The organism is Ruegeria sp. B32 (assembly GCF_025141855.1).
In the GTDB taxonomy this organism is placed as follows: Bacteria; Pseudomonadota; Alphaproteobacteria; order Rhodobacterales; family Rhodobacteraceae; genus Ruegeria; species Ruegeria arenilitoris.
In genome coordinates this window covers 1,611,470-1,635,913 of sequence record NZ_CP081106.1, presented here as the reverse complement: position 1 = coordinate 1,635,913, position 24,444 = coordinate 1,611,470, and the positions used below count along the sequence as shown (strand labels likewise).

Below are 24,444 nucleotides of genomic sequence, written 5' to 3'. Positions count from 1 at the left end.
CGTGTTGCCCCATCCTCAAGGTAAGGTGGCGCCTTTTGTCATTGAAACAGCCCGGGCACAAGGCCCGGGCTGCTTGGTATCATGCGGTCAGCTGACGGATCAACGGAACTTGACGGTCTCGTTCTTGCCGTCTTTCACTTCGATCTCGCGGTAGGACCCAGCGCTTTCGCCCGGACCGATCAGTTCGACACCCGAAGCGCCGACATAGTCGATGTCCTGACCAGCGGCCAGCAGTTCCAGACCCTTGGCCAGTTCACCCGGATAGATCTTCTCGCCGGGGGCGTTGGCCACATCCAGGATCTTGCCACCGTACTGGGCTGGATCGGCCGACCCTGCGGCCTGCATGGCCAGCATGAACAGCGCGGCTGCGTCATAGCTTTCAGGCGAGTAGGGCGACGAGCCGTCAAAGCCCGCGGCTTCGGCCATCGCGAAATATTTCTCGGCGCCTTCACCGCCGGAACCGGCGATCTGACCAAACGAACCGTCCAGATCGGGGCCGACATTCGCAGGCAGCGAGTCACCGATCATGCCGCCCGGCAGACCGAACGTGTCGAACGCGCCGCTGTCCAGAGCGGACTGGATGATGCCCAGACCACCTTGGTCGAGATACCCGGCAACCACGAGGATGTCACCGCCGGCCGAGGCCAGCGCGCCGACTTCGGCCGAATAGTCCGCCTTGCCGTCTTCATGTGCTGCAACGATGGTCACTTCACCGCCCACAGCCTCGAACGACGACTGGATCGCGTCGGCCAGACCTTTGCCGTAGTCGTTGTTGGTATAGGTCAGAGCGATCGAATTGATGCCGCGGTCTTTCAGAATGTCAGCCATAACCTGACCTTCACGCGCATCCGACGGGGCGGTGCGGAAGAACAGACCGTTGTCTTCCATCGTCGACAGACCGGGCGAGGTCGCCGACGGCGAGATCATGACCATGCCATTCGGAATAGCGACGTTCTGCAGGATTGCGCCAGTCACACCCGAGCAGTCGCCGCCGATGATGCCGGCAACGCCATCGGCGATCATGCGTTCGCCGTTCGAGGTGGCCAGACCGTTGTCGATGCAGCCGGTATCGGCACGCGACGGGGTGACGGTGGCGCCGCCCAGCAGCTTGCCGGATTCGGTCACTTCGGCCATCGCCAGTTCAGCGCCCGAACCCATTGCCGGGGCCAGTGATTCAATCGGCCCGGTAAATCCGAACAGAACGCCCAGTTTGACGTCTTCGGCCATTGCGGCACCGGCCAGCAATGCGGTTGCTGCAGTCGCAGTAAGCAGCTTTTTCATTAGGTTACTCCCTTGTTGGAACGTATTCGTTCTGAGCAAGACCCTAGGCAAGCTGTTCAGAAAAGAAAAGTCCAAACAGGAATGTGTCTTTTGGCTGAACAACTCTATTTGTTTTCTAGGGTTTGGTTCCCGGGCGGCTCATTCTGACCGGGATTGGAGCGATAGATATGATCAGGGTTTTCACGATTCTCATTCTGATGATTTGCGGCAGCGTCGCGTCGGGCGAGTCATTGAAGACATCCGCAGGCGAGGTCTCGGTGACGACCATGCTTGCCGGCCTCGATACGCCCTGGGCGATCGGCCTGCTGCCTGATGGCAGTTTTTTGGTTACCGAGCGCGACGGCCAGTTGCTTTTGGCGCGTGACGGCAAGGCCACCAAGGTACGGGGCGTTCCGAAAGTCGCGGCGCAAGGGCAGGGCGGTCTGCTGGACGTAACCATCGCCCGCGATTTTGACCGCACCAGAGAGGTGTTTCTCACATTCTCGAAGCCACAGAGCGGCGGGGCCGGTACGGCGGTTGCCGTGGCGCGCCTGTCCGAGAACGGCAAGCGGCTGACCAACCTGAAGGTGATATTCGAAGCGGTTCCCGGCGGCTCGGGTGGCCGGCATTTCGGATCGCGCGTGGTCGAGGCGCAGGACGGGACGCTGTTCATCACTTTGGGGGATCGTGGCGACAGGCCGACCGCACAGGACCGCTCGAACCACATGGGGACGGTTATTCGGATCAACCGCGATGGCTCGATCCCGGCGGATAATCCGTTTGTCGCGCAAGAAGGCATCCGCCCCGAGATCTGGTCCTTTGGTCATCGCAATCCGCAAGGCGCTGATATTGATACGAGTGGCCGGTTGTGGGTCTCGGAACATGGCGCCAAGGGCGGGGACGAAGTGAACCTTGTGAAACCCGGCGCCAACTACGGTTGGCCGGTCATTTCCTACGGGACGCATTATTCCGGAGAGAAGATCGGCGAAGGCACCAGCAAGGCCGGAATGGAACAGCCGCGCTTGTATTGGGATCCGTCCATCGCGCCGTCGGGCTTGATGGTCTATTCCGGCGGGATGTTTCCCGAATGGCAGGGTGACATCTTCGTGGGTTCGCTGAAATTCGACTATATCGCACGGCTGTCCGGCAACCCGTTGCGCGAGGTCGAGCAGATCAAAGGCCCCGAGACCGAACGGGTCCGTGACATCGTGCAGGCCCCGGATGGGGCGATCTGGTTCATCTCGGTCGGGCAGGGTGCGGTTTACAGGATTTCCCGTTCGTCCTAGGAGTGCAGCGATACACTTCTAAGAGGATTGAGATGTTCCGCATTCTCGCAGCAATATTTTTGTCCCTTTCGACACTTCCCGCCGCGGCCGACGAGGTCTTTGCGACCTATGCCGATTACGAAGCCTTCGTCGACACCAAGATCAAGAACCGCGAGTTCTCGAACGTCATCAACCGGTTGGGCGGCGCCGACGAATACACGCCGCAGCAGATGCAAGTCCTGCAAGGGCAGCTACGTGACCTTGTTCCGTACTACCTGACCAATGCCGACGTTGCCAAACGGGTCGAGCTTGAGAACGGGTTCGCGCAGGAAATGCGGATCTACTGGAACGACAAGAACAGCTATCTCTACTATTACGCTCTTCTGCACCAACGCGACGACGGCGTGATGGTTCTGCAGTTCAGCATCAACACCAGCGCCGAGTCCATTCTGGCGAAGTTCTAGGTGTCAGACCGACAGCCGTCCACTCTGCGTTCCACGCTCGCGATAGGGCGTGGTGTTGTAATGCGCGCGGTAGCATTTCGAGAAATGGCTGGGGCTGGCAAAACCGCAGGCCAAGGCCACGTTGATCACGCTCATGTCGGTCTGCATCAGCAGGTTGCGCGCCTTGTGCAACCGCAATTCCATGTAATAGCGCTTGGGCGAACGGCTCAGATACCGGCGGAACAGCCGCTCGAGCTGGCGGGTCGACATGCCAACATCCTTGGCCAGGATCGAGGGCGAAATCGGCTCCTCGATGTTCTTCTCCATCATCAGGATGACCTGGCTCAGCTTGGGGTGGCGCACACCGATCCGCGTGGGCGTCGAAAGGCGCTGGGTGTCCTGATCGGTGCGGATAGAGGAATAGATCATCTGGTCAGCTACGGCGTTAGCCAACTCTTCACCGTAGTCATCGGCAATCAGCTTCAGCATCAGGTCGATTGACGAGGTGCCACCAGCCGTTGTCATCCGGTTGCCGTCGATCAGAAAGACGGATTTCGTCAGTTCGACGTTTTCGAACTCTTCCGCAAAGCTGTCGGCGTTTTCCCAGTGGATGGTGGCGCGTTTGCCGTCCAGCAGGCCGGCTTTGGCAAGGGTATAGGCGGCTGTGCACAAGCCACCGATCTTCAGACCTTTGCGGGCCTCGCGGCGCAGCCAGTTCAGAACCTTTTTGGTGGTCGCCGCCTGAACATCGACGCCGCCACATACAAGGATCACCTCGTCCCGCTGCAGTTCGTCCAGGTCGCGGTCAAGCTCGAACGTCGTCCCGGCCGAGCAGCTGACCACCTCTCCGCCTTCACCGGCCAGCGACCAGGTATAGATCTGCTGATCCGCCATCCGATTGGCAATCCGAAGGCTGTCCAGTGCCGAGGCAAAAGACAGCAACGAAAACTTGTCGAGCAACACGAATACGAAATTGAGCGGCTTGGCCGCGCGCTTGTCCACAGTGACAACTTGGCGTTGCTCTTGCATGGCGAACTGTCCTTGATTCGGCGGGCCGAGGCCCGAGGCCTGCGGCGAATTTGACCGACACCATGCTCAAAGCTTGTTTCCGACGTCAAGAGGCGCAAATCGGATATGGTCTCTGGTCTATGGATTTTGTATAGAGACCACCTGAATTACCTCAGCGGAGATCAAAGCTATGACCGAGTGGCAAAAAACGAACTGGCGCAGCAAGCCGCGGGTTCAGATGCCAGACTATACCGACGCGGCCGCGCTGGCCAAAGTCGAGGCCAAGCTTTCGCAGTATCCCCCGCTGGTTTTTGCGGGCGAGGCCCGGCGTCTCAAACAGCATTTGGGCGCGGCCGGCCGTGGCGAGGCCTTCCTGCTGCAGGGCGGGGACTGCGCCGAAAGCTTCGACCAGTTCAGCGCCGATGCGATCCGCGACACCTTCAAGGTGATGCTGCAGATGGCGATGGTTCTGACCTATGGTGCCAAGGTTCCGGTGGTCAAGGTCGGCCGTATGGCCGGCCAGTTTGCCAAGCCGCGCAGCGCGCCGACCGAAGTGGTCGATGGCGTGGAGCTGCCCAGCTACCGTGGTGACATCATCAACGAACTGGCCTTCACGCCCGAGGCGCGTATCCCGAACCCGGAAAAGATGCTGCAGGCCTATACCCAGGCTGCGGCCACTCTGAACCTGCTGCGCGCGTTCTCGACCGGCGGTTTCGCGGACATGAGCCGTGTGCATTCCTGGACCTTGGGCTTTACCAACGAACAGGACGTGCAGAAGTATTCCGAGATCGCCGACCGCATTCAGGACACGATCGACTTCATGGAGGCCGCCGGCATCACCGCGGATACCACCCATGAATTCTCGACCGTCGAGTTCTACACCAGCCACGAAGGACTGCTGTTGGAGTACGAAGAAGCGCTGACGCGACTGGATTCGACTTCGGGCAAATGGCTGGCCGGCTCGGGCCACATGATCTGGATCGGCGACCGCACCCGTCAGCCCGATGGCGCGCATGTCGAATTCTGCCGCGGCGTGCTAAACCCGATCGGTCTGAAATGCGGACCGACCACCACGGCCGAGGACCTCAAGGTTCTGATGTCCAAGCTGAACCCGGACAACGAAGAAGGCCGTCTGACCCTGATCGCGCGCTTCGGCGCGGGCAAGGCGGGCGAGCACCTGCCGCGCCTGATCAAGGCCGTCAAGGAAGAGGGCGCCAAGGTGACCTGGGTCTGCGACCCGATGCACGGCAACACGATCAAGTCGGCCACCGGCTACAAGACCCGTCCGTTCGAATCGGTCCTGCGCGAGGTGCGGGATTTCTTCGGCGTGCATCAGGCAGAGGGCACGATCCCCGGCGGCGTGCATTTCGAGATGACCGGACTGGACGTGACCGAATGCACCGGCGGCGTCCGCGCGGTCAGCGAAGAGGACCTGTCGGACCGCTACCACACCGCCTGCGACCCGCGCCTGAACGCATCGCAGTCGCTGGAGCTGGCGTTCCTGGTGGCTGAAGAGCTGACCAACCTGCGCCGTGACCGAAAGGACCGCGCGGCAAGCTGAGGCATGTCGGATTGAAACGCAAACGGCGGGCCCTCGGGTCCGCCGTTCTGCTTTTCACTCGTCGCGAGAGAAGACCAGCCGCAGGTGTTTCGCCGGTCTCTGGAAATCGGCCTGATCCTCGGCAAAGCCCGCCTCGAAAGGCCGGCTGTTGTGGGCCTGATCCTGAATGTTCACCAGTGTGCGGATCCGAGTGTCCTCGATTCCGAACCGTCGCGGCGTAGCGCCGATCGCGCCATCGCTGACCATCACACCCAGCACCCGGCTGACATCCCCCAGATCACTTCTGAGGGGCAACAGGATCATGCGGGCCTGCAGCCGCGTCCGGCCGAGCTTGCCTTTTGAAACAAGGCTGAACTCACCGATCGCCGGAGCGGCGAACACCTCTTCCAGCGCCTCTGACACCTGATCACGGGCGCTGGGATCAAAGAAGGCGGTCAGAGGCATTCCGCGCACCTCCATCCCCGCGATCTTGTTCAGATGGCTTCCCGCCAGTCGAAACCGGGCGAGGCCGGGCGCGATGCGTTCCAGAATGAATGTGTATTCCAGAATGTTCTCGAGGCCGCGTGGGTCGATCTGGGAACGCTTGGGAACGCCGTCGCCGCTCAGCAGCGCGGTCCAATACGCCTCAGCCTGACGGATGGGGAACAGACTGCGCCCACTGTCAAAGCGATCCATTGCGATGATCTTTCCAGCTTTCGACCCGGAACCATTCCAGAAGAAGGTTTTCATTACCATGCACCTCGTGTCGATTGGCGGCCATCCGGTCCGTGCGCCATGCAAAGCGATAGCGGCCGACCCATCCTTCGACTGACAGATTGACACGGGTTTATTCAATTTTGGACCAAATCTTTAAGGAATGGTTAACTTCTTGCGATGAATTGCACATCCGGCAAGGTCTTGCCCTATGGGGTACGATAGCTTTAGGTGCAGCAGAACAAGGCTGCGCAGCAGTGGGAAAGGGCAGGCATGATCAAATCCATGACCGGTTTCGCATCCGGAAAGGGCGCATTGGGGCCGCACAGCTGGAGCTGGGAGCTGCGCAGTGTCAACGGCAAGGGTCTGGACATGCGGTTGCGGGTGCCGGACTGGCTGACGGGACTTGAGGCTGCGCTGCGCGCGGATATGTCCAAACAGATCAGCCGGGGCAACGTGACGTTGAGCTTGCGCGTTGCCCGCGAAGAAACCGCCGCCGAACTGAAGCTGAACGAAGTCGCAATGAGCGCCGCGCTGGATGCGCTGGCGCAGGCCGAGGAATTGGCGGTCAACAAGGGTGTCGCGCTTGCTCCGTCAAAGGCCAGCGATCTGCTGATGCTCAAGGGGATGCTGGACGCAGCAGCCGAAGACGACGATCCCGCGCCGCTGGTCGAGGCGTTGAAATCCGAATTTGGCAGTCTGCTGGCCGAGTTTGTGACAATGCGCCGGGATGAGGGGCAAGCCCTGGCTTCCATCCTGTCGGCCCAGTTGGAATCAGATCCAGACCCTGACAGAGCAGGCCAGCGAGCTGGCCGAGCGGCGCAAGGAAGCCATGGCCGACACTCTGCGCCAGAACCTTGCGCGGGTAATGGAAAACAGCCAGGGCGCCGATCCCGACCGGGTGGCGCAGGAGTTGGCCCTGATCGCGGTCAAGGCGGACATCACCGAAGAACTGGACCGCCTGGCCGCCCATGTCGTAGCCGCGCGCGCTCTGCTGGAGCAGAAGGCCCCGGTCGGCCGCAAGTTGGATTTCCTGATGCAGGAGTTCAACCGCGAGGCCAACACGCTGTGCTCCAAATCCCAGAATTCGGACCTGACAACGATCGGCCTGGAGTTGAAGGCGGTGATCGATCAGTTTGAGAGAACAGGTGCAAAAATGTTGAATAACGAGGAAAAGTGTAATGGCGGATCGCCGCGGTCTACTCTCATCCTTTCGTCGCCCTCGGGTGCCGGAAAATCCACTTTGGCCCGTCGCCTGATGGAGTGGGACACCGATCTCGAGTTTTCGATCTCGGCCACTACCCGCGCCCCGCGCCCGGGTGAGGAACATGGACGCGAATACTATTTTCTCAGCGAAGATGATTTCCGCCAGCAAGTGTCAAATGGGCAGATGCTGGAACATGCCCATGTGTTCGGCAATTTCTACGGCTCACCAGCTGGTCCAGTGCGCGAAGCGATCCAGAGCGGGCGGGACGTGCTTTTTGACGTGGATTGGCAGGGTGAAGTGCAGATCCGGAATTCCGAGCTGGGCAAACATGCTTTGTCCATTTTCATTCTACCGCCATCGATCAAAGAGCTGCGCCGCCGGCTTGAAACCCGCGGTCAGGACAGCGCCGACGTCATTTCCAAGCGCATGATGAAAAGCTGGGACGAAATCAGCCATTGGGGCTACTACGACTATGTGTTGATCAATGACGATCTGGCCGCAACCGAGGAAAAGCTGAAGACGATCGTCAGCGCCGAGCGGATGCGCCGTATTCAGCAGCCCCGGTTGCAGGATCACGTCCGCGCCCTGCAATACGAATTCGAGAGCATGTCATGACCATTTACGCATTGGGACAGGACGTCCCGCAGATCCACGAAGACAGCTGGGTTGCACCGGACGCGAACCTGATCGGCAAAGTCGTCCTTGAGCAAGGTGCATCCGTCTGGTTCGGGTGCACGATCCGAGCCGATCACGAAGAAATCCGCGTGGGCGAGGGCAGCAACGTTCAGGAGAACTGCGTGATGCATATCGACGCCGGTTTTCCTCTGACGATCGGAAAGAATTGCACCATCGGCCACAAAGTGATGCTGCATGGCTGCACTATCGGTGACAACAGCCTGATTGGTATGGGAGCCATCGTCCTGAACGGCGCGAAGATCGGCCGGAACTGCCTGATCGGGGCAGGGGCCCTGATCACGGAAGGCAAGGAGATCCCCGACAACTCGCTGGTGATGGGAGCCCCTGGCAAGGTGGTCCGGCAACTGGACGAAGCGGCGGCCCGGCGGATCACGTTCAGCGCGCTCCACTATCAAGAGAACATGCGCAAGTTCCGGGAAACGCTGACGCCCGTTTCGCCCGTCGCATAGGTCCTGTGAACCGGTCATGAGCAACGAACTGCTTGCCGAAGTCGTCTCTGCTTTGCCGATGCCCGCATTGATGGTCGATCAGACCGAGCGGATCATCGCCTCGAACGCGGATGCGCGTGCGCTGTTGGGCCGAAACATCGACGGTCGCCATTTTGCGACGATCCTGCGACAGCCGCAGGTCATCGAAGCGATGGAGAAAAGCTTGCGGAGCAAGGGGCCGGCCAACAGCCGGCATCTGGCGAACGACGGCGCACAGGACACTGCGTTTCAGGTCCACTGTCGGTACATGCAGGGCGTTGGCGCGGTTTCCGGTGGCGCGGTTCTGGCAACGTTCATGGATGTGACCCACCTTGAACAGGCCAGCCAGATGCGCCGTGACTTCGTTGCCAATGTCAGCCACGAACTTCGTACCCCACTGACCGCTCTGATGGGCTTCATCGAGACTTTGCAAGGACCGGCGAAGGATGACGCGGCGGCCCGGGACAGATTCCTGAAGATCATGACAGCCGAGGCCAACCGGATGAACCGTCTGGTCGGTGACCTGCTGTCGTTGAATCGGGTCGAGAGCGAAGAGCGCGTTCGGCCAAGGCAGCAGATTGAACTGATCGAGCTGCTGCGCGTGACGCTCGAGACGTTGCGCCCCTTGGCGGATGACGCGGGCGTTTGCCTGTCTCTGAGCGCCCCGGATAACCCCGTTCGCCTTCCGGGCGACAATGACCAGCTGCGGCAGGTCTTCACCAACCTGATTGAAAACGCGATCAAATATGGCGGCAGCGGTGGCGGTGTCGATGTGCAAGTGACGGTTTCAGATCAGGATACCGCGATCCGGGGACCGGCCGCCCGGGTGAGGGTCATCGACAAGGGCCCTGGCATCGATCCGGTTCATCTGCCTCGACTTACCGAACGGTTTTACCGCGCCGACAGCCACCGCTCGCGCGAGTTGGGGGGGACGGGGCTGGGCCTGGCTATCGTCAAGCACATCATCAACCGCCACCGCGGTCGGTTGCGGGTGGAAAGTGATTTGGGAAAGGGCGCGGTGTTCACCGTCATTTTGCCCATGTAAGACTGGCGCGTGATAGGCTAGGAACGGTCAAGCCGAGTACTCGGACCAAAAAACGAAGGACCCGCCACCCGTGGATAGCGCATTGGAAACCGAAACCCTCAAGGTCTCAGCCAGGAACGTGAACGTGTTCTATGGTGACACGCACGCCATCAAGGACGTGAATGTAGAAATCCAGGACAAGACCGTTACGGCGTTCATCGGGCCCTCGGGGTGCGGCAAGTCTACCTTTTTGCGGTGTCTGAACCGGATGAACGACACCATCGACATCTGTCGGGTCGAGGGTGAAATCCGCCTGGATGGGGAAGACATCTATGACAAGCGGATCGACCCCGTGCAACTGCGCGCCAAGGTCGGCATGGTGTTTCAGAAACCCAACCCTTTTCCAAAGTCGATCTATGACAACATCGCATACGGCCCGCGCATTCATGGTCTGGCCAAGACCAAGGCCGAACTTGACGAGATCGTCGAGAAATCCTTGCGCCGCGGCGCCATCTGGGACGAGGTGAAGGATCGCCTGGATGCCCCTGGTACTGGTTTGTCAGGAGGGCAACAACAGCGCCTGTGTATCGCACGCGCCATCGCCACGGCACCCGAAGTTCTGTTGATGGACGAGCCCTGTTCGGCACTGGACCCGATTGCCACCGCCCAGGTCGAAGAGCTGATCGATGAACTGCGTGAGAGGTTTTCGGTCGTGATCGTCACCCATTCGATGCAACAGGCCGCGCGCGTCAGCCAGAAAACGGCGTTTTTTCACTTGGGCAATCTTGTCGAGTTCGGTGATACCGCCCAAATCTTCACCAACCCCGAAGACCCGCGTACCGAAAGCTACATCACCGGCCGCATCGGCTGAGAACAGGTAAAAGACCATGAGCGAACAACATATTGCATCTGCCTTCGACCGCGATCTTGAGGCGGTTCAGGCCCACATCATGAAAATGGGTGGTCTGGTCGAAGCCGCGATTACAGGTGCGGCCCGTTCGCTGGAAACGCGGGACGAGGAGCTTGCGCAGCAGGTGCGGCAGGGCGACAAGGCGATTGATGCGCTTGAGGACCTGATCAATGAGGAAACCGCCCGGGTGATCGCTCTGCGGGCGCCCACCGCCGGCGACCTACGGTTGGTGCTGTCCGTTCTCAAGGTTTCGGCCAACCTGGAACGCATCGGCGATTACGCAAAGAACATCGCCAAGCGCACCACCATTTTGGTCGAGGCCAACCAGATCGGCGGCAGCACCGCCGCACTGCGCCGCATGGCGCGTGAGGTTGAGCGGATGCTGCGTGACGCATTGGACGCCTATATTCAAAGGGATGCTGAGCTGGCCCGTGACGTTATCGATCGGGACCAGGAGGTGGACCAGATGTACAACGGCCTGTTCCGCGAGTTGCTGACCTTCATGGCTGAAGACCCGCGCAACATCACGGCCTGCATGCATCTGCATTTCATCGCCAAGAACATCGAGCGGATGGGCGACCACGTCACTGCCATCGCCGAACAGGTGATCTATCTGGTGACCGGCGAACGGCCGACCGAAGCCCGCCCGAAAGCAGACAACACCTCGCAATCTCTGTAAGTGGTGGCCGGCATGCCAATGGGCCAGCCGACTATCCTGATCGTCGATGATGAGCCCGCACTGCGCGAGGTGCTGGCGTACAACATGCAGTCCGCCGGGTACGAAGTGGTTCAGGCGGCAAGCGGCGAAGAAGCCCTGGTGCTGGTTCAAGAGGTGGCGCCTGATCTGATCGTGCTTGACTGGATGATGCCCAATCTCAGTGGGATTGAGCTGTGTCGTCAGCTAAAGGCACGCCCGCAGACCCGCGCGATTCCGATCATCATGCTGTCGGCGCGGTCCGATGAGGGGGACAAGGTGCGCGGTTTGGAGACGGGGGCCGATGATTATGTGGCCAAACCGTATTCGATGGCGGAACTGATGGCGCGAATCCGAGCTCAACTGCGTCGGGTAAGCCCGGCGGCGGCTGCGGAAACCCTGGAATATCACGACATCGTCGTGGACCTCGAAAGCCACAAGGCCAGTCGGGCGGGCAAGCCGCTCCGGATGGGGCCAACCGAATTCCGGCTGCTGTGCACCTTCATGGAGAAGCCGGGGCGCGTGTTCAGTCGCGATCAGCTATTGGACCGTGCCTGGGGGCGCGACGTCTATGTCGATTCCCGCACCGTGGATGTCCATATTGGTCGACTGCGCAAGGCGTTGACGGCGTTTGGCGGAGCCGACCCCTTTCGAACGGTTCGAGGTGCTGGATACGCGCTGGATTAGCCTATCTGGGCAGAGTTTCGTCGTTTTGGGCCTGCGACGCCAACCAGTGACGGAAGTGCCGAAGTGTCGGATCTTCGGACTTTGAGCTTGGCCAGACCAGATAATAGGCCCCCATGGTTTCAACCGGATCCTTGCAGGCTGCAACAAGTCTGCCGGTCGCCAGGTCTTGCTCGATCAGATAGTTGGGCAGCAGGGCGACGCCCAGCCCATGCAGGGCGGCTTGATTGATGGTCGTGAATTGATCGTGCACCGTACCGGGCAGGGCGCCTGAATGCGGAACGCCCATTTGTTTGAACCAGTCTTGCCAAGCGCGCGGGCGGGTCTGGATGTGAAGCAGGGGCAGTTTCAGCAATTCGCGCGGATCGTCCGGCGCGCCTCCCGGCAGCAGCGAGGGGGCACATACCGGCAGAACCCTTTCCACCTTCAGCAGCAGACGCTCGGTTCCGGGCCAATCCGGTTCCCCGAAATGTAACGCAGCATCAAAGGGTTCCGACGAGAAATTGAAAGGCCTCAGGCGCGTGGACATGTTGATCGTGATGTCAGGATGCAAACGGGCAAAATCCGGCAGCCGTGGCACCAGCCAACGCATTCCGAATGTCGGCAGGATTGCCAGATTCAGCGTTCCACCCACTGGCGCGACGTGCAGTTTCAGGGAGGCCTGCGCAATTTGGTTCAGACCTTGTCGTATTTCCGCGACATAGTCCTGCGCCACCGGCGTCAACGCCAATCGCTTCTTGTCACGCAGAATGAGTTGCACGCCCAGTTGGGTCTCGAGCGTCTGCAGTTGCCGGCTGACGGCGCTCTGGGTCAGCGCAAGCTCTTCCGCGGCGGCCGAGGCGGACCCCAGCCTGTCCAATGCTTCGAGCGCGCGAAGCGAAGAAATTGACGGAAAAAGTCGACGAGGCGTATCCATCTATGCGTTTTACTCATGAAAACTTGCAAATGTCTCGCTGTTTTTTGCGTAAATTGCAGGGTAGGGTGCGTATGAACTTCAGTTTGGAGCCAGAAGATGAACGCCCCCGACACCAAACCTGCATTGCGCGCAAAGGATGCGCCCGATCTTGGCCGCTTTACCTGGGACGATCCGTTCCGCCTGTCTGATCAACTGACCGAGGATGAACGCCTGATCGCCGACAGCGCGCGTGCGTATGCGCAGGAAAAGCTGCAGCCTCGGGTAACTCAGGCGTTTCAGAACGAGGAAACCGATCCTGAAATCTTCCGTGAGATGGGCGAAATGGGCCTGCTGGGCACCACCATTCCCGAAGAATACGGCGGGATTGGCGCCGGTTACGTCACCTACGGTCTCGTCGCGCGCGAGGTCGAACGTGTGGATTCCGGCTATCGCTCGATGATGTCGGTGCAAAGCTCGCTGGTGATGTATCCGATCTATGCCTATGGCAGTGAAGAGCAGCGCCGGAAATACCTGCCGAAACTGGCCAGTGGAGAATGGATCGGTTGCTTTGGACTGACCGAACCGGATGCGGGGTCTGATCCGGCGGGCATGAAAACCCGGGCGGAAAAGATCGACGGCGGCTACCGTCTGACCGGCAGCAAGATGTGGATTTCCAACGCTCCAATTGCCGATGTGTTTGTTGTCTGGGCCAAGTCCGATGCGCATGACGGAAAGATCCGCGGCTTCGTGCTTGAAAAAGGCGCCAAAGGTCTGAGCGCGCCCAAGGTCCAAAACAAGCTTAGCCTGCGCGCGTCAATTACCGGCGAAATCGTGATGGATGGTGTGGAGGTCGACGAAAGTGCCTTGCTGCCGCACGTCCAGGGCCTGAAAGGGCCGTTCGGCTGCCTGAACCGAGCACGCTATGGCATCAGTTGGGGTGTCATGGGGGCCGCTGAATGCTGCTGGCACGCGGCGCGCCAGTATGGATTGGATCGCAAGCAGTTCAATCGTCCTTTGGCGCAGACACAGCTGTTCCAAAAGAAACTGGCGGACATGCAGACCGAAATCGCGTTGGGCTTGCAGGCCAGCCTGACAGTCGGACGGTTGATGGACAATGCCGAAGCAGCGCCTGAGATGATCTCGATCATCAAGCGGAACAATTGCGGCAAGGCGTTGGATATCGCGCGGATGGCGCGGGACATGCATGGTGGCAACGGGATCTCGTTGGAGTTCCAAGTCATTCGCCACATGGTCAACCTTGAGACCGTCAATACCTACGAGGGCACGCATGATGTTCATGCGTTGATCTTGGGGCGGGCGCAGACCGGGTTGCAGGCATTCTACTGATCCGCAGTCCAAAGTTCGCGTAATCTGTATTATGTAAATAAATATGTGAAGTCTGGCACCGCCACGTTCGCATTGGCGGTGCTATTTCAACCTGTTACGGTCCTGTGTGAACCCAAGACAGGATGCGCTGATGGATCTTCAAGGAAAAATCGTAGTTGTTACTGGTGCAGCCCACGGCATCGGCAAAGGTATGGCGACGCGCTTCGCGGCGGACGGCGCGCGTGTGATCTGTGCGGATATCGATGAAGCCGGTGCCGAAGCCGTCGCGCAGGACATTGGCGGGCATTCGGTCAAATGCGATGTGGCCGACGAACACGAAATCCAGGCAATGATCGAAAGCGTTGAATCCAGCATCGGCCCCATTGATCTGTTCTGTGCCAACGCCGGCATTCTGACGCTTGGCGGTCTCGATGTTCCCGATGCGCATTGGGATAGGATCTGGAAGATCAACGTCATGTCTCATGTGTGGACGGCCCGCCATCTGGTGCCGCGGATGATTGCGCGCGACGGCGGCTACATATTGATCACGGCTTCCGCTGCGGGGCTGCTCAACCAGCCCGGAGCCGCGCCATACGGAGTCACCAAACATGCGGCGGTTGGTTTCGCGGAATGGCTGGCTTTGACCTATGCCGACAAAGGCATCCGGGTTTCGGTCTTGTGTCCTCAGGCCGTCCGATCGGAAATGACCAAAGGGTTTGAAGACTCAGTTGCCGCGATTGATGGCATGCTTGATCCCGAGGACGTGGCACAGGCTTGTGTCGAGGCCATTGGCACCGAGACCTTTCTGATTCTGCCGCATCCGCAGGTTCTGGATTACATGCGCTTGAAAACCGCCGATTACGACCGTTGGATTTCAGGAATGAACAAGTTGAATCAGCAGTTTGCAGGCGATACCTAGTCTTTCTTGCGGGCGCGGCGCAGAAGGCCTTCCTGCGCGACGGAGGCGACCAAGGTACCGTCCTGCGCATAGATTGACCCGCGGTTGAAGCTGCGTCCCTGCCCCGTCCATGGCGACTCCATGGAATAGAGATGCCAGTTCTGGAAATGAACCGGTGCATGAAACCAGATCGCGTGATCCAGGCTCGCGCCATTAATTTCGCCCGTGAACCAGCTCAACCCGTGCGGCCGCATGCCGGAACTCAGCAGCGCCATGTCCGAGGCATAGGCCAGCAACAGGTGTTGGGTCACGTGATCAGCCTGTTCCGCTGCTCCCATGCGGAACCACAGATGGTTTCGGTCGTCGCTTTTCTCGGGCTGGAATATGTCCAAGGGATCAATCTCGCGCACCTCGATCGGACGTTCGCGCAGCAATTCGGCGCGCAGCCTTTCGGGAACGCGGTTCAGGTATTTTTGCCGCAATTCATCGCGGGACGGTTGCGTTTCGGGCGATGGGACATCAGGCATCGCGTGCTGATGGTTCCAGCCTTCATCCTGAATGTGGAACGAGGCCGACATGTTGAGGATCTGCTTGCCGTGCTGGATTGCAACCACGCGCCGTGTGGTGAACGACCCACCATCCCGCGCGCGATCTACCTGATAGATAACCGGAATTTCCGGATCTCCCGGACGGATGAAATAGGCATGCAGTGAATGGCAAAGGCGGTTTTCGACCTTTCGGTACGCCGCCGCCAGAGCCTGCGCAATGACCTGACCACCAAATATCCGCGTAGGCGTTTCACCGCCGGACCCGGTGCCTCGGAACAAGTCTACCTCAAGGCGTTCAATGTCCAGCAAATCCAACAGGATGCGTTCGGCTTCGGTCATTCGACTCTCTCTGGTTCTGTTCGTGATCGGCCTAGCAGGCCCGCGCGGGTCATTCAATGAGGGCGGCGTGAACCAGGGCTTTGAGTTCTGAGCGTGACGGGTAAGAACTGGAGGGCGACAACTGAGTAAAGAAAACAGCCGACAGGTCGTTCTTTTGGTCGACCCAGAAAAAGGTCGACGCCATTCCGCCCCAACTGAAATCTCCAACCGACCCAGGAGTACGTGCACGGCCCGGGTCCAAAACCACAGCGCCGCCAAGCCCGAACCCCATGCCGTCCATCGGCTGTTCGGCAAAGCTTTGAGGACCCAGGGACGCGATGTCGCCCGGCAAGTGGTTGCGCATCATGAAGTCCACCGTGCTCGGGCCCAGCAGTCGTTGATCACCCATTTTCCCTTTTGCGCGCAGCATCTCGGCGAAACGGGCAAAATCGTCGATCGTGCTGACCAGTCCACCACCGCCGGAGAAAAGCGTGGCCGCTTCAAATGGCGAGTTTCCGGCCTGATCCACCAATCGCAACGTTTCGCCGCCGGACTTGGCCGCGTTCAGGGCCATCGCGTCTCCCTCGAGCGGTGTGTAGAGCGAGGCGAACCGGTCCCCTACCCCTTTGGGAACCGAAAACCCGGTTTCGTCCATCCCAAGTGGCCCAAAGATCTCGTCGGCAAAGAACTGGTCCAAACTCCTGCCGGACACGACTTCGACCACGCGTCCGATTACGTCGATGCCAACCGAATACTCCCAGCGGCTGCCGGGTTGAAACGCCAGCGGCAATGCAGCCACGGCCCGAACCTGATCGGCCAGCAGACCCTGGTCCGGTTTGAACATCAGGTCCTGAGCATCCATCGCAGCGGGAAGAACGCCTGGGTTGAACGGATAGCTTAGCCCGCTGGTGTGAGTCAGCAGTTGATGCAGGGTCGGCGGCGTCGAGTCTTCTGTTTGATCAATGGATTGCGCGTCTTTCCGCAACGCCTTCATTTCGGCGAATTCCGGCAGAAACTCGGATACCGGCGCCTCAAGGTGCATCAAACCTTGTTCTACCAAGATCATCAGCGCTGTCGTCGTCATCGGCTTGGTCATCGAGTAGATACGAACCAAGGTCTCGCGGTCGAACGGCAAATCACTCTCGAGACTGCGCAATCCGCAGTCGTGAAAGAAAACTTCGCGCCCGTGCTGCTTCAACAGAAAGGCGCACCCGGGGTATTTTCGTTCGTCCACATACCTTTGCATCCATGTCTGAATGCGGTTCAGCCTCGTCTGATCAAACTGCATTAGCCGAAATTTCCCCGTTTTTTCTTTCATCTACGCGCAATCCTGCCGCCCCGTGGCAAAGAAAAACAGCCCAAAAACACAGCCGGCGAAAATTGCCGGGCGAGCGGTCTGCAAGTCTACTCTCGGCCACGACTCGCGACGCTGCTAGACTGACGGTGTTCTGGATTCGTGATTTGCAGCCGTTACCCCTGAATTCGCCACCGGCCGGAGGTGCCAGATGACGCAGAACGTGGAATTCGTATACGACTTTTGCAGCCCGAACGCTTACCTCGCTCATAAGGTTTTGCCAGATCTCGCCGCGCGCCACGGGGCTGAGATTCGTTTTGTGCCGGTTCTGCTGAGTACAGTTTTCAAGGCTACCAACAACCAGAGCCCATTTCAGGCGTTCTCGGAAAATCGGAAGAAATCGGCGTATCTGACCCATGACCTGCACCGCTTTGCGCGGCGGCGCGGCCTGAACTTTCATATGAGCCCCTATTTTCCGCTGAACACGAAATTCGCTATGCGTGGGGCGGTCGCGGCGATGGGAAAATCATGGGAAGACAGATATGTAGACGCCGTATTTGACGCAATATGGGTGCACGGGCAGAAGATTGACGACCTGAATGTTTTGACCGACATCATTCAGGAACGTGACCTGCCCGTACGAAAAATCCGTGAGGCGATCACCGGCGATTTGGCCAAGCAAACCTTGAAGGATCAGACAAAGGCGGCCGTTCGCCGCGGAGTTTTCGGGGTGCCCAGCCTGTTTGTCGGGTCCGAGATGTTTTTTGGCAAGAACAGCCTGGCCAACGTAGAACTTGAACTCGAGATGTTGCACTGAGGTTTCAGGGACGCAGTCCCAATTGCCGGGCGGCATCTATCAGCTTGTGCGCGTGGTCTCTTTCAAGCTCTTCAGGGGTCACATAAAAGCTGGGCCCGCCGATATTCAATCCAAATACCCGCCCGTCACTGGCGGTGGACACCGGAACGGAAATGGCATGGACGTCGTCCCGCCACAGAGAATATCCGGTACAATAGCCTTGTGTATCGTATTCATCCAACGCGGTTTTTATCGAGTCGCGCAGGTGATTTTCGGGCAGGTTCAGATCGCGTCGAGCAGCGTAAATCGCCGTTTCCCTTTGATCCTCGGTCATGCCAACCAGAATGGCCCGCCCCATGGCCGAGGAGAACAACGGCAGCCGGGATCCGACATGCATGGTAAGCGCCACGTTCTGCGTCGACCTACTGACCGCGACGTATACGACCTCGGCCCGATGTGCTTCGCCCAGGGCGGCCGTCAGGTACGGATTGGCTCCATCGCGCAGTTCCCTCAGCACCTCGACGGCACGCTCGCATATGTCAGCCGCACCCAGAACTCCGAATCCCAGCCGCAGCACTCCGACGCCAAGCCGATACGAACCGCCTGCGTGATCCTGAACAAGGTAACCCAGTTGGCACAGCGTATGGGTCAACCGCGAGATCGTTGGCTTGGGCAGACCCGTGCGTTCAGCAAAATCCGTGTTGGTCAGGGCCGTTTCGCCGTGGCGAAAGCACCGCAGCAGTTCAAGCCCCCGCGCCAGTGCAGTGACGAAGTTCCGATCCTTGCCAATGTCGGCGCTTGATGATGTCTCGGATACCACGCCTGCCCCTCTATCCCAGCGCGGCCAGACCATGTTTGGCGAACATCGGCACATAGGCTCCGAATGCACGCGCCCGGGCCGGATCGGAGGCGTTCCCGTCCAGGGCGCGTTTGTAGACGCCCTGGAGAATTCCGGCCATGCGGAAAAAGTTGAACGCGAGATAGAAGCCGAAATTGTCGATGCCCGGTAGTCCGCGCCGCTGACAGTATGAGGCGATGAACTGCTGATCGCTGGGCAGCCCAAGGCTGCTTCGGTCAACACCAGCCAACCCCCGCCCCTCTTTGCCCGGCGGCATCTGCCATTGCATGATTACGGCCGCCAGATCGGCATAAGGATGGCCGATGGTGGACAACTCCCAATCCAGGACCCCGATGCAGCGGGTGCCGTCCCGCTCGAACATCAGATTGTCGATGCGATAGTCGCCATGAACCAGCGTTCGTTGGCCATCATCCGCCGGGATCGAGTTTTCCAGCGCGTCGATCAGCGCATCCATGTCGGCAACCGTTTCGGTTTCCGAGGCGCGATACTGTTTGGTCCAGCGCGCGATCTGGCGTTCAAAGTAGTTGCCGGTCGGTCCGTAGTCGGAAAGGCCCACAGCGTCGATGTCGACCATGTGCAATTCGGCCAGAACCCGGTTCATCTCATCCAGAACGGCGCTGCGGGTTTCGCTGGTTTCGCCCTTCATGGTCGGTTCCAGAAAATTCCGGCCGACGAGACGCTCCATGACATAGAAGGCAGAGCCGATGATGCTGTCATCCTCGCACAGCACGTACATGCGCGGCACCGGCACTTTGCTGTGCGCCAACGCGGTCTGAACACGGAATTCGCGGTCGACCGCGTGGGCAGATTTCAGCAGAACTCCGGGCGGCTTGCGCCGGAGAACATAAGATTTGCCAGGCGTGCGCAGTTCGTAGGTCGGGTTGGACTGACCCACCGTGAACTTCTTCGCCTCCAGCGGACCGGCATAGCCTTGCAGGTTGGCGCGCAGATAGTCATCTACGGCGACAAGGTCGAGGGTGTTCGGGTCATCGCTCATGCGATCGGCCTCGCTTGACACTGGACCAGGGTTCACAGGGCATCGGCAAAGATGTTTCCTCCGGTCAGAACGTTGATACCACCCGAGACCGGGATCACGGCGCCGGTCACGTAACTGCCGCCGCGTCCACTGAGGAACAGCATACAGCCCGCGATGTCCTCGTCGCGCCCGACACGGCCAAGCGGGACCGACTTGCCCACTTTCTCGCGTTTTTCCTCGTCAGCCGTGGCAAAGGCGGTCATGCGCGAAACGAACGGTCCCGGTGCCAGAGCATTCACAGTCACGCGGTAGGGCGACAGCTCCTTTGCCATGATCTTGGTCAGATGGATGACGGCCGCCTTGGACGCGGAATAGCTGTAGGCGCCATCGCCCATCGGAACCTCGCCCATCACCGAGGCGACGTTGATTACCCGTGCCGGATCATCGTCCGAGCCCGATTGCATCAGCGGAGGTAGCAGCTTCTGGGTCAGATGAAAGATGCCGGCGACATTCACGGACATGACTTTGTCCCAGGCGTCATAGGGAAACTGCCCCATAGGAGCACCCCACGAGACGCCGGCATTGTTCATAAGAATATCAAGCTTTTGGGTGCGGTTGTTCACCTCTTCGACCAGAGCGTCAATGCCGGCCTCGCTGCTGACGTCACCAGCAAACCCTTCGGCGGTTCCGGGCGCATCCAGCGCGTTCAGTTCGGCGGCCACAGCTTCGCAGGCTTCGCCCTTGCGCGAGGCGATCAGCACCCGCGCACCCGCGCGCAGCAGAGCCTCGGCTGCCATCCGACCAATGCCGGTCGCGCCGCCCGTTACCAAAGCAGTCTTGCCCGCTAGCGAAAATAAGTTCTCCGGTGTCATCAGCCTCTCCCCATAATTCGTTTTTATTGCGTCCTGAATTCTATTTCAGGTCGGGTCAGTTTCACTATGCAGAATTGCATTTCACATCTGCCTTGACAACATGGTGTGAGGACCCGACCTTCGGGCCAACAAATGGCGAGGATCGGAAAACGAAATGCAAGCATTACTCAGCGTCGCCCCGGGTGGTCCGGAAACACTTGAACTGACCACCTTGCCCGATCCAACGCCCAAAAAGGGTCAGGTGCTGATCCGGGTACGTGCGGCAGGCGTGAATTTTCCGGACACGCTGATCATCCGCGATTTGTACCAGATGAAACCACCGCGCCCTTTCGCGCCCGGAGGGGAAGTTTCAGGCGATGTGATCGCCGTTGGAGATAGTGTTTCCGATCTGAAGATCGGTGACCGCGTTCTGGCCCTGACAGGCCACGGAGGTTTCGCCGAGCAGCTGTGCATTCCGGCCGCGAGCGCCGTTCCAATCCCGGAGTCCATGCCGTACGAGGATGCGGCTTGTTTCATCTTCACCTACGGAACGTCTTACCATGCGCTGAAGGATCGCGCCGGGCTCAAGGGCGGTGAGACCCTGTTGGTTCTTGGGGCCGCTGGTGGTGTCGGCTCGGCCGCGGTTGAGTTGGGCAAAGCGATGGGCGCGCGTGTAATTGCCGCGGTGTCCACGGAAGACAAGGCTCAGTTCTGCAAGGATTTGGGCGCTGATGAAACGATCGTCTACTCCAAGGAGATGACGCGAGAGGCGCAAAAAGCGTTCTCGGCCGAAATCAAGAAGTTGGCGGGCGGTGATGGCGTTGATGTGGTCTATGATGCGGTCGGCGGCGACTACGCCGAGCCGGCTTTGCGGGCGATGGCCTGGAAGGGGCGGTTTCTGGTCGTTGGTTTTCCGGCCGGTATCCCCAACATCCCGTTGAATCTGCCTTTGCTCAAAGGCTGTGAGATCGTCGGTGTTTTCTGGGGCGCGTCGGTATTCCGCGATCCGGCCGGACATGCCGAAAACTTGCGGGAACTGTTTGCCATGTATCATGGCGGCAAGATCAAGCCGCGTATCAGTGCCCGCTTTTCCTTGCCCCGCGCCGCCGAAGCTTTGGAGATGTTGGGCGACCGGTCGGTTCTCGGCAAAGTTGTCGTGTCCATCGACTAGGAACGACATTCACGGTCGTTTCACAGCATGACCTCATGACCTGACCTGCGCCCGCTCGCCTCATGAGAGCAAAGCCGGTAGACGCGTTTTCAATTCGCGGCTATGAAACAGGTATGGGGACAGAAAAATAATGCGTAGTATTCTTGTATTGAACGGACCGAACCTGAACCTTTTGGGCACACGGCAGCCCGAGGTTTACGGTCATACCACCTTGAAGATGATCGAAGACTTGTGCGTTTCGCATGGCGCATCGATCGGGTTGCGTGTGGAGTGCGCTCAATCAAACCATGAAGGTATGTTGATTGATGCCATCCACGCCGCGCGCGGGACCCATGACGGGATCGTCCTGAATGCCGGCGCGTATACCCATACGTCGATAGCGTTGATGGACGCCATTTCGTCGGCTCAACTGCCGGTGGTCGAGGTTCACCTGTCCAATATCCACGCCCGCGAGGCATTTCGGCACAAGTCCTACATCTCGGCCGTCGCCATCGGGCAGATCTGCGGCTTTGGGGCGCAAAGCTATGTTCTGGCGCTGGAAGCGCTGGCCGCGCATCTTCAGGAGGGTGGCGGCGCATGATGACGCTCAAGGAATACCTCAACTTTCTGAGCTATGTAAAAACCCTCGAGGAGCTTTGGGCCGCGCACACCGAACAGATGGCCAAGTATGGTTTTGACCGCCTGTTGTACGGACACACACAATACCGCACCCAAACGTCTTTGGGCGACCCCGAAGACTTCGTGATCCTGACCAATCACTGCAAGGAATACATGGACGGTTTCCTTCGGGATGGTCTCTATTTCCATGCGCCCATGCTGAAATGGGCGCTGGATCACGAAGGGGCCGCAAGCTGGAGCATGATCCGCGAGATGATGTCCAGCGGCACGATGACCAACGAAGAACGCAAGGTGTACGAGTTCAACCGCTCGAAAGGGATCACCGTCGGCTACACGATCAGTTTCACTTCGGTGTCCATGCGGTCGAAGGGGGCAATTTCGCTGGCCGCGCTGAACCGCAGCCAGGACGAGATGGACGAGATGTGGGCCGAGCATGGCGATGATATCCTGCTGATGAACAACATCGCCCACCTCAAGATCCTGACCCTGCCCTACAATCCCCCGAACCGCGCCTTGACCAAACGGCAGCGTGAGGCTCTGGAATGGGTGGGTGATGGCAAAACGACCCAGGACATTGCCCTGCTGATGGGACTGACCTCGGCGACTGTTGAAAAACACCTCAGGCTGGCGCGCGAGGCTCTATCCGTCGAAACGACCGCACAGGCGGTTTTGAAGGCTTCGCTGCAGAACCAGATGTTCGTCATGGAGGTCTGAATCCGCTGTCGCGCGACAGTTGACCTTAGGTAAGGAATACATGACTTCCTAAAACTGTGCAGAAATTGCACATTGACCCTGTTCCGTGAGTGGTGGCTTTAGCCAAGGAACATTTGGACGGATCTTTGTATTGCCAAGGCTCTCCGTTCGCTCTGACAAAGGGCGCTTATTCGTCCGCGTGCCGATGTCGGAAATTTTGGGGGGCCTCGACCATCCCCATCTTGCGGGGCCCTCCAATTACTCCTCTGATCAATCGGAAATTCGCCCAAAAAAAACCGGTCGCGCGTCGCGCAACCGGTTTCGGGTGTTCTGGGAGCAGCCCGGAAAACCCGGGCTGAACAGGCGTCAGCCCTGAGCCGCTTTGGCGACTTCGGCAGCAAAGTCTTCTTTTTCGACCACGATGCCTTCGCCAACTTCCAGGCGAACAAAACCGGTGATGGTTGCGCCGGCTTCCTTGGCCGCTGCTTCCACGGTCAGGTCGGGGTTCACAACGAACTGCTGGCTCAGCAGGGTCGATTCCGCGACGAATTTCTTCATGCGGCCCTCGATCATCTTTTCGATGACCTGCTCGGGCTTGCCGGATTCGCGCGCGATGTCCATCTGGACTTGCTTTTCTTTTTCGACAACGGCCGGATCCAGGTCGGCTTCGGACAGAGCGGCCGGGTTCACGGCTGCGATGTGCATCGCGACTTGCTTGCCGATGGCTTCATCGCCGCCCGACAGAGCAACCAGAACACCGATCTTGCCCATGCCGTTGGTTGCGGCGTTGTGGACATACGAGACCACGGTGTCGCCCGACAGTTTCGCCATGCGGCGGACCGACATGTTTTCGCCGATGGTGGCGATCTTGTCGGTCAGCGTGTCGGCAACCGACTTGCCGCCCAGATCAGCGGCCAGCAGTTCCTCAACCGAGTCAACGCCTTGGGCTGCGTAGGTGATCTTGCCGACCATTTCCTGGAACTCGGCGTTCTTCGCGACAAAGTCGGTTTCCGAGTTCACTTCGACAGCAACACCGTTGCCACCTTCGACGTGAACGGCAACCAGGCCTTCTGCCGCGGTACGGCCGGATTTCTTTGCGGCCTTCGCCAGACCTTTGGTGCGCAGCCAGTCAACGGCCTCGTCCATGTTGCCGCCGGTTTCGGTCAGCGCTTTTTTAGCGTCCATCATGCCTGCGCCGGTCGAGTCGCGCAGTTCTTTCACCATTGCTGCAGTGATTGCCATCTCTTGGCTCTCCTCAATTCAAACGGAATTGGGGCAGGTCTACCCTG

The 24,444-nt window shown here is 59.3% G+C and carries 24 protein-coding genes and 2 pseudogenes; 16 read left to right on the top strand and 10 right to left on the bottom strand.

Annotation, left to right across the window (positions count from 1 at the left end):
* Positions 1-99 precede the first annotated feature (99 nt).
* Entirely contained in the window at positions 100-1,281 is a 1,182-nt protein-coding gene (locus tag K3752_RS08350) for an ABC transporter substrate-binding protein (RefSeq protein ID WP_170338589.1), read from the bottom strand.
* Positions 1,282-1,448: 167 nt separating this feature from the next.
* Between K3752_RS08350 and K3752_RS08345 the strand changes: the two genes are divergently transcribed.
* On the top strand, positions 1,449-2,546 hold the full coding sequence (locus tag K3752_RS08345; RefSeq protein ID WP_170338591.1) for a PQQ-dependent sugar dehydrogenase: 1,098 nt from the start codon (positions 1,449-1,451) through the stop codon (positions 2,544-2,546).
* Positions 2,547-2,578: 32 nt separating this feature from the next.
* Entirely contained in the window at positions 2,579-2,989 is a 411-nt protein-coding gene (locus K3752_RS08340) for a hypothetical protein (protein ID WP_170338593.1), read from the top strand.
* A gap of 3 nt (positions 2,990-2,992) precedes the next feature.
* Here the strand turns inward: K3752_RS08340 and K3752_RS08335 are convergent, their stop codons facing one another.
* The gene (locus K3752_RS08335; RefSeq protein ID WP_170338595.1) at positions 2,993-3,997 is read right to left on the bottom strand and encodes a GlxA family transcriptional regulator; all 1,005 of its coding nucleotides are present in this window, start codon (positions 3,995-3,997) and stop codon (positions 2,993-2,995) included.
* A gap of 169 nt (positions 3,998-4,166) precedes the next feature.
* On the opposite strand from K3752_RS08335, the gene K3752_RS08330 reads away from it, so the two are divergent.
* On the top strand, positions 4,167-5,537 hold the full coding sequence (locus K3752_RS08330) for a class II 3-deoxy-7-phosphoheptulonate synthase (protein WP_093962074.1): 1,371 nt from the start codon (positions 4,167-4,169) through the stop codon (positions 5,535-5,537).
* 54 nt (positions 5,538-5,591) lie between these two features.
* Here the strand turns inward: K3752_RS08330 and K3752_RS08325 are convergent, their stop codons facing one another.
* A complete protein-coding gene (locus tag K3752_RS08325) occupies positions 5,592-6,212 on the bottom strand; it encodes a PAS domain-containing protein (RefSeq protein ID WP_260066124.1) in 621 nt (206 codons plus the stop codon).
* Positions 6,213-6,503: 291 nt separating this feature from the next.
* Between K3752_RS08325 and K3752_RS08320 the strand changes: the two are divergent.
* From K3752_RS08320 to phoB, 7 genes and pseudogenes are all read left to right on the top strand, one after another.
* A pseudogene (locus K3752_RS08320) lies at positions 6,504-7,393 on the top strand (YicC/YloC family endoribonuclease).
* A gap of 18 nt (positions 7,394-7,411) precedes the next feature.
* Positions 7,412-8,052, top strand: a pseudogene (gene gmk / locus K3752_RS08315) (guanylate kinase).
* Positions 8,049-8,582 (top strand): gamma carbonic anhydrase family protein, encoded by a 534-nt coding sequence (locus K3752_RS08310; RefSeq protein ID WP_170363458.1) that lies wholly within the window; start codon positions 8,049-8,051, stop codon positions 8,580-8,582. Before gmk ends, K3752_RS08310 begins: the two are co-directional and overlap by 4 nt.
* Positions 8,583-8,598: 16 nt before the next feature.
* Entirely contained in the window at positions 8,599-9,645 is a 1,047-nt protein-coding gene (locus K3752_RS08305) for a cell wall metabolism sensor histidine kinase WalK (RefSeq protein ID WP_170339160.1), read from the top strand.
* Positions 9,646-9,715: 70 nt separating this feature from the next.
* On the top strand, positions 9,716-10,495 hold the full coding sequence (gene pstB / locus K3752_RS08300) for a phosphate ABC transporter ATP-binding protein PstB (protein ID WP_260066122.1): 780 nt from the start codon (positions 9,716-9,718) through the stop codon (positions 10,493-10,495).
* A gap of 16 nt (positions 10,496-10,511) precedes the next feature.
* Complete coding sequence (gene phoU / locus K3752_RS08295) at positions 10,512-11,213, top strand: phosphate signaling complex protein PhoU (protein WP_093962068.1); 702 nt, start codon at positions 10,512-10,514, stop codon at positions 11,211-11,213.
* 12 nt (positions 11,214-11,225) lie between these two features.
* Complete coding sequence (phoB, locus tag K3752_RS08290) at positions 11,226-11,915, top strand: phosphate regulon transcriptional regulator PhoB (RefSeq protein WP_260066119.1); 690 nt, start codon at positions 11,226-11,228, stop codon at positions 11,913-11,915.
* Between the two features lies 1 nt (position 11,916).
* Here phoB and K3752_RS08285 read toward each other — a convergent pair whose 3' ends face one another.
* Entirely contained in the window at positions 11,917-12,828 is a 912-nt protein-coding gene (locus tag K3752_RS08285; protein WP_170339164.1) for a LysR family transcriptional regulator, read from the bottom strand.
* Positions 12,829-12,924: 96 nt separating this feature from the next.
* On the opposite strand from K3752_RS08285, the gene K3752_RS08280 reads away from it, so the two are divergent.
* A complete protein-coding gene (locus tag K3752_RS08280) occupies positions 12,925-14,154 on the top strand; it encodes an acyl-CoA dehydrogenase (RefSeq protein ID WP_260066115.1) in 1,230 nt (409 codons plus the stop codon).
* 130 nt (positions 14,155-14,284) lie between these two features.
* Positions 14,285-15,052: an SDR family oxidoreductase gene (locus tag K3752_RS08275; protein ID WP_170459119.1), complete on the top strand. Its 768-nt coding sequence runs from the start codon at positions 14,285-14,287 to the stop codon at positions 15,050-15,052.
* Here the strand turns inward: K3752_RS08275 and K3752_RS08270 are convergent.
* Both K3752_RS08270 and K3752_RS08265 read right to left on the bottom strand, forming a co-directional pair.
* Positions 15,049-15,918 (bottom strand): acyl-CoA thioesterase II, encoded by an 870-nt coding sequence (locus K3752_RS08270; protein WP_260066114.1) that lies wholly within the window; start codon positions 15,916-15,918, stop codon positions 15,049-15,051. The two genes, K3752_RS08275 and K3752_RS08270, sit on opposite strands and share 4 nt — an antisense overlap.
* 49 nt (positions 15,919-15,967) lie before the next feature.
* Positions 15,968-17,185, bottom strand: a complete 1,218-nt coding sequence (locus tag K3752_RS08265) for a serine hydrolase (protein WP_260066112.1) — start codon at positions 17,183-17,185, stop codon at positions 15,968-15,970.
* Between the two features lie 217 nt (positions 17,186-17,402).
* Here K3752_RS08265 and K3752_RS08260 point away from each other — a divergent pair, with 217 nt between their 5' ends.
* Positions 17,403-18,008, top strand: coding sequence for a 2-hydroxychromene-2-carboxylate isomerase (locus K3752_RS08260; RefSeq protein ID WP_260066111.1), 606 nt, complete (start codon positions 17,403-17,405; stop codon positions 18,006-18,008).
* 4 nt (positions 18,009-18,012) lie between these two features.
* Here K3752_RS08260 and K3752_RS08255 read toward each other — a convergent pair whose 3' ends face one another.
* Genes K3752_RS08255 through K3752_RS08245 form a run of 3 tightly spaced genes read right to left on the bottom strand, consistent with a single transcriptional unit; the run spans position 18,013 to position 20,694 of the window.
* Positions 18,013-18,807 (bottom strand): IclR family transcriptional regulator, encoded by a 795-nt coding sequence (locus K3752_RS08255; RefSeq protein ID WP_260066109.1) that lies wholly within the window; start codon positions 18,805-18,807, stop codon positions 18,013-18,015.
* 10 nt (positions 18,808-18,817) lie between these two features.
* Positions 18,818-19,843 (bottom strand): phosphotransferase, encoded by a 1,026-nt coding sequence (locus tag K3752_RS08250; protein WP_260066107.1) that lies wholly within the window; start codon positions 19,841-19,843, stop codon positions 18,818-18,820.
* Between the two features lie 32 nt (positions 19,844-19,875).
* Positions 19,876-20,694 (bottom strand): SDR family NAD(P)-dependent oxidoreductase, encoded by an 819-nt coding sequence (locus K3752_RS08245; protein WP_260066105.1) that lies wholly within the window; start codon positions 20,692-20,694, stop codon positions 19,876-19,878.
* Between the two features lie 154 nt (positions 20,695-20,848).
* On the opposite strand from K3752_RS08245, the gene K3752_RS08240 reads away from it, so the two are divergent.
* The 3 genes from K3752_RS08240 (at position 20,849) to K3752_RS08230 (ending at position 23,176) form a co-directional block, all read left to right on the top strand.
* The gene (locus tag K3752_RS08240) at positions 20,849-21,844 is read left to right on the top strand and encodes an NADPH:quinone oxidoreductase family protein (RefSeq protein WP_260066103.1); all 996 of its coding nucleotides are present in this window, start codon (positions 20,849-20,851) and stop codon (positions 21,842-21,844) included.
* A gap of 130 nt (positions 21,845-21,974) precedes the next feature.
* Positions 21,975-22,424: a type II 3-dehydroquinate dehydratase gene (gene aroQ, locus K3752_RS08235; protein WP_170390094.1), complete on the top strand. Its 450-nt coding sequence runs from the start codon at positions 21,975-21,977 to the stop codon at positions 22,422-22,424.
* Positions 22,424-23,176 carry a LuxR family transcriptional regulator gene (locus tag K3752_RS08230; RefSeq protein WP_093962957.1) on the top strand — a complete coding sequence of 251 codons (753 nt, stop codon included), beginning with the start codon at positions 22,424-22,426 and terminating at the stop codon, positions 23,174-23,176. The genes aroQ and K3752_RS08230 overlap by 1 nt, the downstream gene beginning before the upstream one ends.
* A 345-nt stretch (positions 23,177-23,521) precedes the next feature.
* On the opposite strand, the gene tsf is transcribed toward K3752_RS08230, so the two are convergent.
* Positions 23,522-24,397 (bottom strand): translation elongation factor Ts, encoded by an 876-nt coding sequence (gene tsf, locus K3752_RS08225; RefSeq protein WP_093962057.1) that lies wholly within the window; start codon positions 24,395-24,397, stop codon positions 23,522-23,524.
* Positions 24,398-24,444 lie beyond the last annotated feature (47 nt).

Bases quoted from the DNA above. Each gene is read 5' to 3' on its own strand.
- K3752_RS08350 (WP_170338589.1), bottom strand. From the start codon at position 1,281: ATGAAAAAGCTGCTTACTGCGACTGCAGCAACCGCATTGCTGGCCGGT.
- K3752_RS08345 (WP_170338591.1), top strand. From the start codon at position 1,449: ATGATCAGGGTTTTCACGATTCTCATTCTGATGATTTGCGGCAGCGTC.
- K3752_RS08340 (WP_170338593.1), top strand. From the start codon at position 2,579: ATGTTCCGCATTCTCGCAGCAATATTTTTGTCCCTTTCGACACTTCCC.
- K3752_RS08335 (WP_170338595.1), bottom strand. From the start codon at position 3,997: ATGCAAGAGCAACGCCAAGTTGTCACTGTGGACAAGCGCGCGGCCAAG.
- K3752_RS08330 (WP_093962074.1), top strand. From the start codon at position 4,167: ATGACCGAGTGGCAAAAAACGAACTGGCGCAGCAAGCCGCGGGTTCAG.
- K3752_RS08325 (WP_260066124.1), bottom strand. From the start codon at position 6,212: ATGGATCGCTTTGACAGTGGGCGCAGTCTGTTCCCCATCCGTCAGGCT.
- K3752_RS08310 (WP_170363458.1), top strand. From the start codon at position 8,049: ATGACCATTTACGCATTGGGACAGGACGTCCCGCAGATCCACGAAGAC.
- K3752_RS08305 (WP_170339160.1), top strand. From the start codon at position 8,599: ATGAGCAACGAACTGCTTGCCGAAGTCGTCTCTGCTTTGCCGATGCCC.
- phoU (WP_093962068.1), top strand. From the start codon at position 10,512: ATGAGCGAACAACATATTGCATCTGCCTTCGACCGCGATCTTGAGGCG.
- phoB (WP_260066119.1), top strand. From the start codon at position 11,226: ATGCCAATGGGCCAGCCGACTATCCTGATCGTCGATGATGAGCCCGCA.
- K3752_RS08285 (WP_170339164.1), bottom strand. From the start codon at position 12,828: ATGGATACGCCTCGTCGACTTTTTCCGTCAATTTCTTCGCTTCGCGCG.
- K3752_RS08280 (WP_260066115.1), top strand. From the start codon at position 12,925: ATGAACGCCCCCGACACCAAACCTGCATTGCGCGCAAAGGATGCGCCC.
- K3752_RS08275 (WP_170459119.1), top strand. From the start codon at position 14,285: ATGGATCTTCAAGGAAAAATCGTAGTTGTTACTGGTGCAGCCCACGGC.
- K3752_RS08270 (WP_260066114.1), bottom strand. From the start codon at position 15,918: ATGACCGAAGCCGAACGCATCCTGTTGGATTTGCTGGACATTGAACGC.
- K3752_RS08265 (WP_260066112.1), bottom strand. From the start codon at position 17,185: ATGCAGTTTGATCAGACGAGGCTGAACCGCATTCAGACATGGATGCAA.
- K3752_RS08260 (WP_260066111.1), top strand. From the start codon at position 17,403: ATGACGCAGAACGTGGAATTCGTATACGACTTTTGCAGCCCGAACGCT.
- K3752_RS08250 (WP_260066107.1), bottom strand. From the start codon at position 19,843: ATGAGCGATGACCCGAACACCCTCGACCTTGTCGCCGTAGATGACTAT.
- K3752_RS08245 (WP_260066105.1), bottom strand. From the start codon at position 20,694: ATGACACCGGAGAACTTATTTTCGCTAGCGGGCAAGACTGCTTTGGTA.
- K3752_RS08240 (WP_260066103.1), top strand. From the start codon at position 20,849: ATGCAAGCATTACTCAGCGTCGCCCCGGGTGGTCCGGAAACACTTGAA.
- aroQ (WP_170390094.1), top strand. From the start codon at position 21,975: ATGCGTAGTATTCTTGTATTGAACGGACCGAACCTGAACCTTTTGGGC.
- K3752_RS08230 (WP_093962957.1), top strand. From the start codon at position 22,424: ATGACGCTCAAGGAATACCTCAACTTTCTGAGCTATGTAAAAACCCTC.
- tsf (WP_093962057.1), bottom strand. From the start codon at position 24,397: ATGGCAATCACTGCAGCAATGGTGAAAGAACTGCGCGACTCGACCGGC.